The sequence below is a fragment of the Dyella monticola genome (assembly GCF_003363155.1).
GTDB lineage: Bacteria > Pseudomonadota > Gammaproteobacteria > Xanthomonadales > Rhodanobacteraceae > Dyella_B > Dyella_B monticola.
In genome coordinates, this window is sequence record NZ_QRBE01000002.1 from 453,829 (window position 1) to 468,304 (window position 14,476).

Below are 14,476 nucleotides of genomic sequence, written 5' to 3' on the forward strand. Positions count from 1 at the left end.
TTTCCCAATGCGAGGACATTGCGTCTTAAATCGAGGCAACAGATGTGTTTGCGCCAGGCACTACACATGCGCCATTTAGCGGCAATCGGTGCGTGCTCACGGCCCTCGGCAACGTGTTGGGAATGCTTGCTATCGCACTGGCCGGCGCACCTGCCGATGCCGTTTATCGCGAACGATTGCTTGTCGCAGTCAGCAACCTGTTTTCCGTTTTCACCTCTGCGCTATGGCGTGTTTCATCCGCAGCGCCGATGGCGGTCTTTTGCAAATCGCCATGACGTTGACGAATGCCATGTTGGGGCGCGATCTCATGGGATCTGTAGTGCACTACGTGGACATGAACGCGTCCGACTCGACGATGGTGTGAACTGACGAAGCTGCCAATCACCGCGAACATGCACCACCGATCTGAACCATTTCGCAGACTGCGCATCGAGCGCACAAAAAAAGCGCCTGCAAGGCGCTTTTTTCAACATCCGCATTGGAGGCCAGGGTCGGAATCGAACCGGCGTACACGGCTTTGCAGGCCGCTGCATGACCACTCTGCCACCTGGCCAATGCGTGAACCACAACCATAGCAGGTCAAGGTTCGCTTTAAAAAACAAAACCTCGGCTCACCGAGGTTTTGCTTGAAACTGGAGCGGGAAACGAGACTCGAACTCGCGACCCCGACCTTGGCAAGGTCGTGCTCTACCAACTGAGCTATTCCCGCATCGGAGCCTGTAACTATAGCAGAATCGGCTTTGATGTGAATAGCCTGGGGTATCTTCTTTATCTGAATCTAACGAACCCGCATGGCCAGGAAGCAGCCATGCACGTTCGCTCACCCTTCCGACGGCAACGCGTCCATTTTGGCAGTGAGGCCGGATACCGCGCGGTACACGCGTGGTGGCATGCCTACGGTCGCCTTGAACTGTCGCGCGAATGCGCTCTGATCGATAAATCCACAGGCCATGCTGATCGAAGCCACTGTTTGGTCGGTCCGCAACAGGCGCATTGCCGCCTCAATGCGCAGCTTGGTCAGCACCTGCTGTGGCGTGAGTTGGAACACGCGGCGGAAATGACGCTCCAGTTGTGCAATGGAAAGCCCGGCCTGTTCCGCCAGCGCTTGCACGCGAATCGCTTCGGCGTAGTTCTCTTGCATATAGGCGAGTACACGCTTGAGCCGGTCGTAGACAGGATGCTTGCCGTCTGGAAGGCCTAAATCGCGCGATATGCCGATCACCCCCCGGATCTTGCCGCGCGACACCAACGGCCGCTTGCACGTGAGGCACCAGCCAGGAGCGCGGTTGGCGAAGATATGCACTTCGAGCTGGTTCTCGATCACCTCGCCGGTCACCACGCGTCGGTCCTGCGCCGCATAAGAGCCACCCATCGCAGCGGGGAAAAGTTCGGTGACCGATTTGCCGATGATGTCGCTGCGTTGTTTCAACCCCAGCCGACGCACCAAGGTGAGATTGGCGTGCGTGTACCGGCCTGCGGTGTCCTTGACGAAGAACACCACATCCGGCAATGCATCGAACAAGGATTCCAGTTCATCGGCAGAAATCTTCATGGGATAAATGTTGCGACGCAACGTCGCCGTGCCTGCAGTGCCTCGATTCAAACGCTCCCGGGCGGCCTAATCAAGCGCTTTTTGCTCAATCTCGGCACATAAGCACACTCTCTGGGGCCGCGGCAAATTCATACCGACTATGCCAAATTCCGCATGCACGGGCCCCAAGCCTTTCTAGACGCTTGCCGGAGGCGAAGACGAAGATGGCCGCATGCCTACTCTCGACTTCATCGACTCCCACACCGGCGGAGAACCCACCCGGGTTGTGCTGTCCGGCTTCCCCGATCTAGGTAGCGGCCCGCTGGCCGAACGCCGTGAACTGTTCCGCGACCGCTACGACCACTGGCGCCAGGCGATCGCCTGCGAGCCGCGCGGCTCGGACACCATGGTGGGTGCTCTATTGCAGCCGCCGGTTGATCCCACCGCATGCGCGGGCGTGATCTATTTCAACAATGTGAGCTACCTGGGCATGTGCGGCCACGGCACCATCGGCCTGATCCGCACCCTGCATTACCTCGGACGCATTGCACCCGGCAGGCATCGGTTGGAAACCCCGGTGGGCATGGTCGGCATCGAGCTGCATGGCGATGGCCGCGTATCCATCGACAACGTGGAAAGCTACCGTCACGCGAAAGACGTCGTGCTGCAAGTACCAGGCTATGGCGAGATCAAGGGCGATATCGCCTGGGGCGGCAACTGGTTCTTCATCACCAACGACAGCCCCCTGCCACTCACCCTCTCCAACCAGCGCGCGCTGACGCATTACACCCAAGCCATTCGCCTGGCGCTGGAGGCGGCGAATGTCAGCGGCGCCGATGGCGGCGAGATCGACCATATCGAGATCAATGGCCCGTCCACGCAAGCCCATACCGATGCGCGCAACTTCGTGCTGTGTCCCGGCCTCGCCTACGATCGTTCGCCATGCGGCACCGGCACCAGCGCCAAGGTGGCTTGCCTGGCTGTCGATGGCAAGCTTGCGCCCGGCCAGGTATGGCGGCAGGCCGGCATACTCGACAGCGTGTTCGAGGCGCAGTACACCCCCGGAACGCGAGGCGTGCTGCCCCGTATTACCGGCAGCGCGCACGTCACGGCACAGGGGCAGCTGTTGATCGATGATGGCAACGATCCGCTGGCATGGGGTATCGGCAGCACGTGAAGAGTTACGACCTCATCATCGCAGGCGCCGGCATCATCGGCACCGCCTGCGCGGATTACGCCAGTCAGGAAGGCCTGCGTGTGGTGATCGTCGAACCCGGCGCGATCGGCGGCGGTGCCACCGCGGCGGCCATGGGCCATCTGGTGGCCATGGACGACGATCGGGCAGAACTCGCGCTGGCGCATTACTCGTTGCAGCTATGGGAAAGCTATACCGGCATCGCGCAGATCGAGTACAGCCGCTGCGGCACGCTGTGGGTCGCCGCCAATGAAGCGGACTATGCGCGCATTCCCCAAAAGCTGGCACGTCTGGCGTCGTTCGGCGTGCAGGCCGAACGAGTGGAGCGCGAACAGCTATACCGGCTCGAGCCCACATTGAAACCCGGCTTGCACGGCGGCATGCGCGTGCCGCGCGAAGCGGTGGTGTATCCCCCGGGCATGGCGCGCTATCTGCTGGACTGTGCATGTGCGCGTGGCGTGGAGCTGTTGCGCGACCGCGTGGATGTGATGACCGATGATGGCGTGCGTTTGTCCGACGGCACGCAACTGCGTGGCGCCGTGTTGGTTGCCACGGGCTGCGCCCTACCCCAATTGCTACCGCAACTGCCGCTACGCGCGCGCAAAGGTCATCTGGTCATCACCGATCGCTATCCCGGCCTGGTGCACCACCAATTGGTGGAGCTAGGTTATGCAGAAAGCGCGCACGGCGATGCCGATAGCAGCGTGGCGTTCAATGTGCAGCCGCGCCCCACTGGACAGATTCTGATCGGCTCCTCGCGCGAATACGGTAGCGATACACCGCAAGTGTCGATGCCGATAGTGCGGCGCATGCTCGAACGTGCCTTCAACTATCTGCCTGCACTACGCCAGCTGGAAGCCCTGCGCATCTGGACCGGCTTTCGCCCGGTCAGCGTGGATGGCCTGCCTTATCTGGGCCGCGTGCCCGACCGGCCCAACACATGGGTAGCCGCCGGTCACGAAGGCCTGGGCATCACCACCTCGCTGGGCAGCGCGCGGCTGGTGATCGATCAATGGCTGGGACGGTCCACAGCGATCGATTCACGCCCTTACGATCCGGCGCGCGTGGCGACATGAGTGCATTGTCGCTACGCATCCAGATCGACGGTGAGACGATCAGCGTGCCTGCCGGAATCTCCGTGGCTGCAGCGATCGCGCGGCTTCCGCGCGCGTTTCGCCGCTCCGTGAGCGGACAGGCGCGCGCACCGTTCTGTGGCATGGGCATCTGTTTCGAGTGCCGCGTACGTATTGATGGCGTGGCACAACAGCGCGCGTGCATGGTGCCGGTGCGCGACGGCATGCAGGTGGCGACCGATGGCTGAGCATTACGACGTCGTCATCGTCGGCGCCGGGCCGGCCGGACTGGCTGCCACCGAAGCGGCACTCGCTAACGGTGCACGCGTGGCATGCCTCGATGCGCATGCCAATCTCGGCGGACAAGTGTGGCGTAAGGACAGCGCACACGGTTGGCCGCGTCGCGCACGGCGCATCATCAACACGCTGCTTGCACATCCAGCGATGACGTGGCTGCCGCAGACGCAGGTGATTGCCGCGGATGCGGGCGAACTGCTGCTGCAGGATGAAAAGCACGCACTGCACATCAGCCACAACGCACTGATAATTGCCACCGGCGCACGCGAACTGCTGCTGCCCTTCCCCGGCTGGACGTTGCCCGGCGTGACGGGTGCTGCCGGCTTGCAGGCACTCTCCAAACAAGGCTGGCCCCTGACCGGGCGACGTGTGGCGATCGCCGGCAGCGGCCCTTTATTGTTGGCTGCGGCCGTTACCGCCAGGCGGCATGGCGCCCGCGTGCTGGGTATTTACGAACAAGCAAGCGAAGCTGCCGTGCGTGATTTTGCGCGCACGCTGTGGCGTTGGCCCGGCAAAGCATGGCAGGCAGCCATGCTGCGCAGTCAGTTGGCAGACATCCCCTATCGTTGCGGCAGTGTCGTGACGCGCGCAAAAGGTGACGGTGCGTTGCAGTCGATCGACATCGACGGACCTCACGGCACGCAACGGCTCGAATGCGACCAGCTCGCCGTGGGCTACGGCCTGGTGCCTAACGTGGAACTCGCGCAGATGCTCGGTTGCGCATTGAGGCAAGAAGGCGCACATCCCTGCGTCAACGTCGACGCATTGCAGCGCACGGATAAGAGCGGTGTTTACGCGGCCGGCGAAGCGTGCGGTATCGGCGGGCGCGAGTGCGCATGGTTCGAAGGCCGCATTGCGGGTCTCGCCGCAACCGGCGCGTCGGTCGGCGCCACCTTACTCAAACAGCAACAGCACGCGCGTGCATTCGCCGCCACATTGCACCAACACTTCAAGCTCGATCCATACGTCCACAATCTCGCAATGCCAGATACGCTGATCTGCCGCTGCGAAGACGTACCGTTGCGCGCGTTGGACGGCTACGACGATGCGCGCAGCGCAAAGCTCGCCACACGCTGTGGCATGGGCGCATGCCAAGGCCGCATCTGCGGCACCGCGCTGGCCGAACTCGGCCGTTTTGCGCGCAGCGGGCAACGTCCGCCCTTGTTCCCAGCCCGGCTTTCCACGCTGGGCGAGATTTCCTCTCTCTCCGATACCGAAGGATTCGTTTCATGAGTCATACGACTTCGATGTGGCACGGCGTACTGCCCGCCATCACCACGCCCTTTACCGCCGACGACCAGGTCGATCATGCTTTTCTCGCGCAGCATGCGCAGCACATGATCGATACCGGTTGCCGAGGCATCGTGCCATTGGGGTCGCTGGGTGAAGCGGCCACGCTGAGCTTCGATGAAAAACTCGATATCTTGCGCACGCTGGTGCAGGCGTTGAAGGGTCGCGCGCCGGTGATTGCGGGCATCGCTGCATTATCCACGCGCGAAGCCATGAAACTCGCCAAAGAAGCCAAGGCATTGGGTTGCGGCGGCCTGATGGTGCTACCGCCCTATGTGTACTCCACCGACTGGCGCGAAATGGGCGCGCACGTGCGCGCAGTGATCGGCACCACCGATCTGCCATGCATGCTCTACAACAATCCCGTGGCATACAAAACCGATTTCACCCCAGCGCACATCGCCGAACTCGCCGCCGAATTCCCGAATCTGCAGGCGGTGAAAGAATCCTCTGCCGACGTGCGTCGCTTCGCCGGCATTCGCGCGTTGCTGGGTGATCGCCTGCAACTGTTGGTGGGTATGGACGATGCCATTGTCGAAGGTGTGGCGATGGGCGCCGTTGGCTGGATCGCGGGTCTGGTCAATGCCTATCCCAAAGAATCGGTAAAACTGTTCGAGTTGGCGCGCGACGGCGGTCCGAAAGCGGCCGAGGCATTGTACAAATGGTTTCTGCCGCTGTTGCGCCTGGATACCGTGCCGACCTTTGTGCAGCTCATCAAGCTGGTGCAGGAAAAAACGAACATGGGCAGTGAGCGCGTTCGCGCACCACGCCTGCCTGTAGCTGGCACCGAACGCGAGCAGGCGTTGAAGATTATCGATCACGCTATCGCCACCAAGCCGGCTATTTGAGTTGAGGTTAGCCATGACTACGCTTGAGCAAGTATTGATAGGTGGAAGCTGGCGCGCGTCGCTGGATGCACAAGGCAGTTTCCGTGCGGAGAATCCTGGCCGTGCCGAAGCGATCGGTCCCGCCTTTCCTATCAACGGTGCTGGCGATATCGAGGCAGCGATGCAGGCGGCGATCGACGTCGTCGATACGTTGGTTGCAACACCACCGATACGCATCGCCGAATTCCTGGAACGTTATGCCGCTGCAATCGAAGCTGACGCCGATCAACTGGTAGCGTTGGCGCATGCAGAAACCGCGTTGCCAGCCGAACCGCGCTTGCGCACGGTAGAACTGCCGCGTACCAGTCATCAATTGCGACTGGCAGCCAAGGCGGTCCGCACGTATGCGTGGACCGATCCGGTGATCGACACGCACGGCGGCCTCCGCTCACACCGCGCGCCCCTTGGCAAGCCTGTACTGGTCATGGGCCCGAACAACTTTCCGTTTGCGTTCAATGCGATCGCCGGAAGTGATTTTGCCTCCGCGATTGCAGCGCGAAATCCGGTCATCACCAAAGCGCATCCGCTGCATCCGGCTACCAGTCAACGGCTGGCGCAGCTTGCGCACGCGTCGTTGCTCGAAGCGGGCCTGCCCGCTGCCACAGTGCAGATGTTGTATCACTTCGACAACGCGCTCGGCCTGAAATGGGCCGGCGATGCGCGGCTTGGTGCCATCGGCTTCACGGGCAGTCGCGCGGGAGGGCTGGCACTGAAGGCTGCTGCCGATAAGGCGGGGGTGCCCATCTACGCGGAGCTTTCCAGCGTAAACCCGGTGTTTCTGCTACCGGGCGTGCTGGCAGAACGCGGTGAGGCGCTGGCGCAGGAGTTCTTCGCATCATGCACCATGGGCAGCGGTCAGTTCTGCACCAATCCTGGCGTGGTGATCGTGCCTCGCGGCGAACACGGCGATGCGTTCGTCGCCACAGCCACGCGATTGTTTGCCCAAGCCAAACCGCAGGTGCTGTTCTCACGCGGGGTGCAGGAGAACCTGGCGCATGCGGTCACTGGTCTGCGCAATGCCGGCGCTGACGTGCTCTCGGGTGGCCATGCCGGCGAAGGTTATTTCTTTGAGCCGACTTTACTTGGCGTGGACGGTGACGTGTTCTTGAAGCATGCAGCACTGCAAGCCGAAGCGTTCGGCCCGGTGAGCTTGATCGTGCGCGCAAACGATGCGGCGCACATGCAACGCATTGCTGCATCGTTCGAGGGCAATCTCACCGGTACGCTTTACCGCGCCGCCGATGGTAGTGACGATGCCGCATGGCACCGCGTGGCGTCAACGCTGCGTCACAAGGTTGGTCGTCTGATCGCCAACAAGATGCCAACGGGTGTGGCGGTAAGTGCGGCGATGAATCATGGCGGCCCCTACCCGAGTACAAGCCACGCGAGTTTTACCGCCGTGGGCATGCCGGCAGCCATTCGGCGCTTCACCGCACTGCACAGCTACGACAACGTACCTGAAACCCTGCTCCCCGCGGAATTGCGCAACCACAACCCCGGTGACGTGCAGCGGCTGGTGGATGGATGCTGGACGGATGGGAGCATCACTTAGTCGCCGCCGGTCGCGACAAGGGGTGATCTTGCAAACGATTTACGCGGAGGAATGCAGCACATGTTTTGGTGTAACCGTGTGAACGGCGAAAAGCATAGCTTCCTATCCCGCCTCAGCGACGTCGCCCCGACGAAAACCGGCGCTCAGCGAGTTTGTTACCCCATCAAGATACCGGGCTCGGGCTTTCGCCAGGGCGACAGGGCCAGGTTTCTTTCACACGCCAGGAGAAGGCGGGGAACAACAGCGCTTCTGCTCGCTTGCAGCATCATGCTGATGTTCGCAACCGGCGTGGTGGCAGCAGCGCCGACGCAAGACGCCACCCAAACCTTTCATGCCCTGTACACGCGTGAATGGCAATGGCGCCAGCAACAATTCGCCGGCAGCGATGATGAAGACAGCCAGCAGCAGAACGCCAATCATCTGCCCGAGGTGGACGCCGCCACGCAGGCGATGCGCGAAAAATACTGGGTCGACGTGCTCACGCAGCTTGGAAAAATCCCGGAAGCGCAGCTGAGCCCGGACGACCAGCTCAACGATGAGGTCTACAAACAACAGATCCAGACGCTGCTCAACGACCAGACATTCAAGACGTGGCAGATGCCGTTCAATTCCGATACCGCGTTCTGGAGTGACTTGGGTTTCGCTGCGCGCGACCATTTTGTCACGCTTGAGGATTACCGCAATTATCTGGGTAAGCTTCGCGACATACCGCGCTACTTCGATGAGCAGATCGCCAACATGCGCTTGGGATTGGTGCGTGGCTTCACGCAGCCCAAGCTCATCGTGCAGGGACAATATCAGTCGCTTGCCGCGGTGGCCGATGCGCCGGGCGAACAGAATCTGTTCTACACACCGTTCAGGCAGATGCCCTCCACCCTTTCCGCTGCACAGCAGGCGGATTTGCGCGCTCAGGCGCAAGCGGCGATCGCGCAGGACGTCATCCCCGCCTACGCCAAGTTGCTGAACTTCATGCGCAACGAATACATGCCGCATGCACGCACCACGATCGCGGCGGAAGACCTGCCCGATGGCAAGGCGTTCTATCAGTCGCAGATCCTCCAATACACCACCCTGGACATGAGCCCCGACGCGATCCATGCGCTGGGTTTGAAGGAGATGGCCAGCATCCATCAACAGATGCTGGATATCATCAAGCACACGGGCTTCAAGGGTAGCTTTGCCGATTTTCTGCATTTTCTTCGCACCGATCCACGCTTCTACGCCAAGACACCGGACGAGCTACTGAAGGATGCGGCCTGGATCGCGAAGGAAGTGGACGGCAAAGTAGGTGATTACATCGGCCGCCTGCCACGTCGCCGCTTCACCATCAAACCGGTGCCGCCGGATCTCGCACCGATCTACACCGGCGGACGCGGTGGCCCTGGCATTTATCTGGTGAATACCTACGACCTGCCTTCGCGTCCGCTGTATTCATTGCCGGCGCTGACCCTGCACGAATCCTCACCGGGCCATGCGCTGCAGATGCCGCTGGCAGTGGAATTGAAAGGGCTGCCGCCCTTTCGCCGCTATGCCTACATCTCCGCCTACGGCGAGGGCTGGGCGTTGTATTGCGAATACCTGGGCCAGGAAATGGGCATGTACAAAACGCCCTACGACCAGTTCGGTTATTTGAGTTATCAGGCGTGGCGTGCGGCGCGGTTGGTGGTGGATACGGGCCTGCATCACCTGCATTGGACGCGTGAGCAGGCGCGCGAATATCTGCGCGAAAACACCGCGCTGGCCGAACACGAAATCGATACCGAAGTGGACCGCTACATCGCATGGCCGGGACAGGCGCTGTCGTATTACCTGGGCGAGCTGGAGATTCGCCAGGACCGCGCTCGCGCGAAGCAAGCGCTGGGCGGCAAGTTCGACATCCGTGCCTTTCACGATGTGGTGCTTTCTACCGGTTCCGTACCGTTACCGGTGCTGCACAAGCGTATTGACCAGTTCATTGCCAGCGGTGGCAAATCGCCGTATGCAAATGATTGACGCCGTGTCTGGGCTGTAAAACAGCGACACATTTAATCGGGGGAGACAGCAGATGAGCCTGATCACCGACATGACACGGCGCAAATCCGTCGAGTCCATGCAACAGGAAACGGGGGAACGCAGCGGCCTGCGCCGTGTGCTGGGCTTGTGGCAGCTCACCGCCATCGGCTTGGGCGGCATCATTGGCGTGGGCATCTTCGTGCTCACCGGCACGGTAGCCGCCACACAGGCGGGGCCTGCGGTGGTGCTGTCATTCCTGCTCGCCGGTATCGCCAGCGCTGCGGCGGCGCTGTGCTATGCGGAGTTTTCCGGGCTCATTCCGGTCTCCGGCAGCGCCTATACCTACGGCTACGCGGTATTGGGCGAGTTCACCGGCTGGATCATCGGCTGGGATCTGCTGCTGGAATATGCCTTGATCGCAGCGGTGGTCGCGGTGGGATGGTCGGGTTATGTGCAGGCTTTGCTGAATGCCGCGGGGCTGCCGCTGCCGGTGTGGGCGCAGGGCGCCTATGGCAGCGCGCCGGGTCGGTGGTTCGACCTGCCGGCGGTCATTGTTTCGCTGGCGATCACCGTCCTGCTGGCGATGCGCATGCAATGGGGTGCGCGCTTCAACACCACCATCGTGGCGATCAAGATTGCCGCTGCGGCGAGCATCGTGGTCGCTGGCGTCGCCTATGTGAAACCGGAACGCTGGCACCCGTTCATGCCATTCGGTGTGCATGGTGTCGTGACCGGTGCGGCCGTGGTGTTCTTTGCCGTATTCGGCTACGACATGCTCACCACCGCGGCGGAGGAAGCGCGTCACCCTCAACGCGATCTGCCGCGTGCAGTGCTGCTGTCGCTGGCCATCGCGATGGTGCTGTACTTCGCCATCTGCATGGTGTTGACCGGCATCGTGCCGTACACCACGCTGAATAATCCCGCGCCGGTAGCTGGCGCGTTCACCGCCATCGGACTGCCACAGGTGATGGTGGCCATTTCGCTTGCTTCCGTCTGCGGCATTACCAGCGTGATCTTCGCTAACCTGCTGGCCGGCGCGCGCATCTGGTTCGCCCTCGCGCGCGACGGTTTGTTGCCGGGCTGGTTTGCCAAAGTGCATCCGCGCTGGCACACGCCGCATCGCACGACGCTGCTGCTGGGCACGGTAACGACCGTCGCCTCGGGGCTATTTCCGCTGGACGAACTGGCCAAGCTGGTGAACATCGGCGTGTTGTGCGCTTTTATCGTGATCTGTAGTGCTGTGGCAGTGTTGCGTTGGCGCCATCCGAATATGCCGCGTCCATTCCGCACACCGCTGGTGCCGCTGGTGCCCTTGGTTGGCGTCGGATTCTCCTGCTGGCTGATCTGGGGATTGCCAACGATTACCTATTGGCGCTTTGCGCTGTGGCTGCTGGTCGGCCTGGTGGTGTATTTCACTTACGGGCGCCAGCACAGCCACCTGAGTGTGGCCGGCCAGACAAACACGGGCGAGGCTGTGCACGAATCCGCATCCTAGGCGGTGGATTTCGCCAAGACGCTCTTGCCCTCCGGTCCCACCATGCTGATTGGCCCGTGCACGGAGCCACCTCTTGCCGGAAGAGCACACCGGTATCCTCCCCAGGATGCGTGCACGGGCCCTTCTCGTGTCTACGAGGCGATATGTGCTTGGCCTTGCAGTCGCCGTCGTTTCGAGGAGTGATATGCAGCACGAAAAAGATCAACGCAGGCAGTTTCTAAAAACCGCGGCCACGGCACTGGCCGCAGCGGTCATTGCTCCGCGCGTAGGCGCGTTCGATACAGCCGAACCCGCCTCGATGTCCACGCAGGCGGTACCCGACCAGCCGGTACGCTGCGTGCAATCCTTCGCATTGAAACAGGTTCGGCTGCTGGATAGCGATTTCACCCGTGCGGCCGCCATCAATCGGAATTATTTGCTCAGCCTGCCTATCGACCGTTTAGCGCACACATTCCGGTTGCAGGCCAGGTTGGCCTCCAGCGCCACGCCGCTAGGCGGATGGGAGAAGCCCGATTGCGAATTGCGTGGTCATTTTACCGGCGGCCATTACCTGTCGGCGTGTGCGCTGGCCTACGCCAGCAACAGTGATGAATGGCTCAAGGCACGCGGCGATCAGCTTGTAACGGTGCTTGCCGCGTGCCAGCGTCCGAATGGTTATCTGAGCGCCTTTCCCGAAAGCTTTTTTGACCGCCTCAGTAATGGCCAGAAAGTTTGGGCACCGTTCTATACCGTTCATAAGATTCAGGCCGGCATGCTGGATATGTACCGCCTGGCCGGCAACCCGCAAGCGCTGCATGTCGCTGCCGGTATCGGCGACTGGATCGTGCACTGGCTCAACGGATTTTCCGATGCGCAGATGGCGCACATCCTGAAGACCGAATACGGTGGCATCAACGAGTCGATGTATGAGCTCTACGCCATCACCGGCAACGAGCGTTACCGCGATGCCGCACATCGTTTTGACCACGCTTCGCTGTTTGATCCGTTGGCCGCCTATCGTGATGAATTACAGGGACTGCATGCCAACACGCAGGTCCCGAAGATCATCGGCGCCGCGCGTCGCTACGAGCTGACGGGCGAACCACGCTATCGGCGGATGGCCGAGTTTTTTTGGGAAACGGTCACGCAGCATCGCACTTACGCCACCGGCGGCTCCAGCAACGACGAATTCTGGAAGACCGCCCCGGGTGATCTCAAAGGCCAGCTTGGCCTTTACAGTGCCGAATCGTGCGTGGCGTACAACCTGCTCAAACTGACGCGCCACGTCTACAGCTGGAATGGCGACCCGCGCGCGTTCGACTACTACGAGCGCACGCTCTACAACGCGCGCCTTGGCAGCCAGGAAGCCGATGGCATGAAGCTCTACTACTATCCGCTGCGCGCTGGCGCTAACAAGTTCTATAACTCGCCCACCGACTCGTTCTGGTGCTGTACCGGTACTGGCGCGGAGGAGTTTGCCCGCTTCAACGACAACATTTATTTCCACGATGAGCAGGATCTTTACGTCAACCTGTTCATTCCCTCTGAACTGAATTGGGAACAGCATGGCATCGTGTTGCGCCAGGAGACGCGTTTCCCGCGCGAACCGCGCACGCATCTGAAACTCAAGCTCACGCAGGCAAAGCGGTTCGCGCTGCATTTGCGCATACCGTCCTGGATCGGTCCCGGCGCGGGCGTAAAGGTGAATGGTGAAACGCTCGACGCGTTTGCATCACCCGGCAGTTACCTCAGCGTGCAGCGCGAGTGGCGCGATGGCGACCACGTCGAGTTTGCGCTACCGATGCACCTGCACACCATGCCGCTACCGGGAGACGACCGCCAGATCGCAATGCTCTATGGACCGCTGGTGCTGGCTGCACGACTGGGCGGCCAAGGGCTGACGCATGCCATGCAGTACGGTGGCTATGACAACGGCCCAGACCCTGAGCCGCCACCGCAGCCTGCGCCGCGCATTACGGCGGCTCACGCCCGCAGCACGGATTGGATGCGTATCGTTTCCGCCGAAGCGCTGCGCTTCGAAGCCAGCACGCGCCAAGGCCCGGTCGGCGTCGCTCCCGTGAATCAGATTTTCGGCGAGCGCTATGCGGTGTACTGGCAGAACGATCTGGACGCGTCGTCCAGCGACGGCTAACCGCGTCACGTCTGCGCTGCTTGGCTGCTGGCTTGCAGTGAACACGAAAAAAGGGGCTTTCGCCCCTTTATTTGGAACCCAAAGGCTTTGACGAACGCCCTGGGATCAGGATTTGGAGCGGGAAACGAGACTCGAACTCGCGACCCCGACCTTGGCAAGGTCGTGCTCTACCAACTGAGCTATTCCCGCATCGGAGCCGCGCATTTTAGCGTGTGAAGCGGAGCCGTCAAGCGTTTCTATCCTGCTCCGGCGCGGACGGGATGATGGGCGCGTCGTCATGCAGGGCCGGCCACGCGGCGCGCACGTAATACAGGCCCGACCAGATGGTGAGCACGCCCGCCACCACCAGCAGGGCCTCGCCGATGTGGTACAGGCGCAGCGCCTCCGCCTCCTTCTCGTGCTGCAGGATCAGCACGACCAGGGCCACCATCTGCATCACGGTCTTCAGCTTGCCGATGAACGCCACGCGTACGGTCGCCCGCATGCCGATCTCCGCCATCCATTCACGCAGCGCGGAAATGCTGATTTCACGCCCCACGATGATGGCTGCGGTAATCGCCATCACAATGCCGGCCCAATCGCCGCGGTGTGAGGCCACCAGCATGAACAGCGTGACAGCCACCATCAGCTTGTCCGCGACCGGGTCGAGGAAGGCGCCGAACTTGGAGGTCATGTTCAGCCGACGGGCGAGATAGCCGTCGAGCCAATCGGTAACCCCCGCCAATGCAAACACGGTGGCCGCCGTAATGTTGTGGCCACGAAACGGCAGATAGAACACCACCACCATCACCGGCAGCAGCGCTACGCGGAACAGCGTCAGCCAGGTGGGCAGATTGATGCGCATGGGCTCCTTCCGGGGGTTTGAGATGCTCTGGCTCATTCTGCGCGGGTGCTAGCAGCCCTGCCTGTCTGCGGATGGCCGGCTCACCGGCAAAGGCAGGCTCGACCGTGAAGCCGAAGGAATGCGGGCAGCCACAGCCGGTTCCAAGGGTATACAGGGTATGGAATGCCGACCGCTTTCGCATGATGCGCA

11 protein-coding genes and 3 tRNA genes are annotated in these 14,476 nt (G+C 61.6%); 9 read left to right on the top strand and 5 right to left on the bottom strand.

From position 1 onward, the window contains the following. Window positions 1–479: 479 nt before the first annotated feature. The 3 genes from DWU98_RS05645 to DWU98_RS05655 form a co-directional block, all read right to left on the bottom strand. Window positions 480–553, bottom strand: a tRNA-Cys gene (locus DWU98_RS05645). 80 nt (window positions 554–633) lie between these two features. Beyond that, window positions 634–709 (bottom strand) — tRNA-Gly (locus DWU98_RS05650). A 111-nt stretch (window positions 710–820) separates the two neighbouring features. Beyond that, window positions 821–1,552 carry an AraC family transcriptional regulator gene (locus tag DWU98_RS05655; RefSeq protein WP_115494633.1) on the bottom strand — a complete coding sequence of 244 codons (732 nt, stop codon included), beginning with the start codon at window positions 1,550–1,552 and terminating at the stop codon, window positions 821–823. A gap of 211 nt (window positions 1,553–1,763) precedes the next feature. Here DWU98_RS05655 and DWU98_RS05660 point away from each other — a divergent pair, with 211 nt between their 5' ends. From DWU98_RS05660 to DWU98_RS05700, 9 genes are all read left to right on the top strand, one after another. Then, window positions 1,764–2,708: a 4-hydroxyproline epimerase gene (locus tag DWU98_RS05660; RefSeq protein WP_115494503.1), complete on the top strand. Its 945-nt coding sequence runs from the start codon at window positions 1,764–1,766 to the stop codon at window positions 2,706–2,708. After that, window positions 2,687–3,802 (top strand): NAD(P)/FAD-dependent oxidoreductase, encoded by a 1,116-nt coding sequence (locus DWU98_RS05665; protein ID WP_115494504.1) that lies wholly within the window; start codon window positions 2,687–2,689, stop codon window positions 3,800–3,802. Before DWU98_RS05660 ends, DWU98_RS05665 begins: the two co-directional genes overlap by 22 nt. Further along, window positions 3,799–4,047 (top strand): (2Fe-2S)-binding protein, encoded by a 249-nt coding sequence (locus tag DWU98_RS05670; protein WP_115494505.1) that lies wholly within the window; start codon window positions 3,799–3,801, stop codon window positions 4,045–4,047. The genes DWU98_RS05665 and DWU98_RS05670 overlap by 4 nt, the downstream gene beginning before the upstream one ends. Next, window positions 4,040–5,329, top strand: coding sequence for an FAD-dependent oxidoreductase (locus DWU98_RS05675; protein ID WP_115494506.1), 1,290 nt, complete (start codon window positions 4,040–4,042; stop codon window positions 5,327–5,329). The genes DWU98_RS05670 and DWU98_RS05675 overlap by 8 nt, the downstream gene beginning before the upstream one ends. Further along, window positions 5,326–6,234: a dihydrodipicolinate synthase family protein gene (locus DWU98_RS05680; protein ID WP_115494507.1), complete on the top strand. Its 909-nt coding sequence runs from the start codon at window positions 5,326–5,328 to the stop codon at window positions 6,232–6,234. Before DWU98_RS05675 ends, DWU98_RS05680 begins: the two co-directional genes overlap by 4 nt. A gap of 13 nt (window positions 6,235–6,247) precedes the next feature. Beyond that, window positions 6,248–7,825 (top strand): aldehyde dehydrogenase (NADP(+)), encoded by a 1,578-nt coding sequence (locus tag DWU98_RS05685; RefSeq protein WP_115494508.1) that lies wholly within the window; start codon window positions 6,248–6,250, stop codon window positions 7,823–7,825. Window positions 7,826–8,092: 267 nt separating this feature from the next. Continuing rightward, on the top strand, window positions 8,093–9,817 hold the full coding sequence (locus tag DWU98_RS05690; protein WP_115494509.1) for a DUF885 domain-containing protein: 1,725 nt from the start codon (window positions 8,093–8,095) through the stop codon (window positions 9,815–9,817). Window positions 9,818–9,869: 52 nt separating this feature from the next. Further along, window positions 9,870–11,312: an amino acid permease gene (locus DWU98_RS05695; RefSeq protein ID WP_115494510.1), complete on the top strand. Its 1,443-nt coding sequence runs from the start codon at window positions 9,870–9,872 to the stop codon at window positions 11,310–11,312. Between the two features lie 184 nt (window positions 11,313–11,496). Next, window positions 11,497–13,443 (top strand): glycoside hydrolase family 127 protein, encoded by a 1,947-nt coding sequence (locus DWU98_RS05700; RefSeq protein ID WP_115494511.1) that lies wholly within the window; start codon window positions 11,497–11,499, stop codon window positions 13,441–13,443. Between the two features lie 113 nt (window positions 13,444–13,556). Here the strand turns inward: DWU98_RS05700 and DWU98_RS05705 are convergent. Both DWU98_RS05705 and pgsA read right to left on the bottom strand, forming a co-directional pair. Further along, window positions 13,557–13,632: transfer RNA gene (locus DWU98_RS05705), tRNA-Gly, on the bottom strand. 37 nt (window positions 13,633–13,669) lie between these two features. Then, entirely contained in the window at window positions 13,670–14,287 is a 618-nt protein-coding gene (gene pgsA, locus DWU98_RS05710; RefSeq protein WP_115494512.1) for a CDP-diacylglycerol--glycerol-3-phosphate 3-phosphatidyltransferase, read from the bottom strand. Between the last annotated feature and the right edge of the window lie 189 nt (window positions 14,288–14,476).

What these genes read in the sequence shown, in the direction of transcription:
- DWU98_RS05675 (WP_115494506.1), top strand. Translation starts at nt 4,040, where the DNA reads ATGGCTGAGCATTACGACGTCGTCATCGTCGGCGCCGGGCCGGCCGGA.
- pgsA (WP_115494512.1), bottom strand. Translation starts at nt 14,287, where the DNA reads ATGCGCATCAATCTGCCCACCTGGCTGACGCTGTTCCGCGTAGCGCTG.
- DWU98_RS05685 (WP_115494508.1), top strand. Translation starts at nt 6,248, where the DNA reads ATGACTACGCTTGAGCAAGTATTGATAGGTGGAAGCTGGCGCGCGTCG.
- DWU98_RS05680 (WP_115494507.1), top strand. Translation starts at nt 5,326, where the DNA reads ATGAGTCATACGACTTCGATGTGGCACGGCGTACTGCCCGCCATCACC.
- DWU98_RS05665 (WP_115494504.1), top strand. Translation starts at nt 2,687, where the DNA reads ATGGGGTATCGGCAGCACGTGAAGAGTTACGACCTCATCATCGCAGGC.
- DWU98_RS05690 (WP_115494509.1), top strand. Translation starts at nt 8,093, where the DNA reads ATGCTGATGTTCGCAACCGGCGTGGTGGCAGCAGCGCCGACGCAAGAC.
- DWU98_RS05695 (WP_115494510.1), top strand. Translation starts at nt 9,870, where the DNA reads ATGAGCCTGATCACCGACATGACACGGCGCAAATCCGTCGAGTCCATG.
- DWU98_RS05670 (WP_115494505.1), top strand. Translation starts at nt 3,799, where the DNA reads ATGAGTGCATTGTCGCTACGCATCCAGATCGACGGTGAGACGATCAGC.
- DWU98_RS05655 (WP_115494633.1), bottom strand. Translation starts at nt 1,552, where the DNA reads ATGAAGATTTCTGCCGATGAACTGGAATCCTTGTTCGATGCATTGCCG.
- DWU98_RS05700 (WP_115494511.1), top strand. Translation starts at nt 11,497, where the DNA reads ATGCAGCACGAAAAAGATCAACGCAGGCAGTTTCTAAAAACCGCGGCC.
- DWU98_RS05660 (WP_115494503.1), top strand. Translation starts at nt 1,764, where the DNA reads ATGCCTACTCTCGACTTCATCGACTCCCACACCGGCGGAGAACCCACC.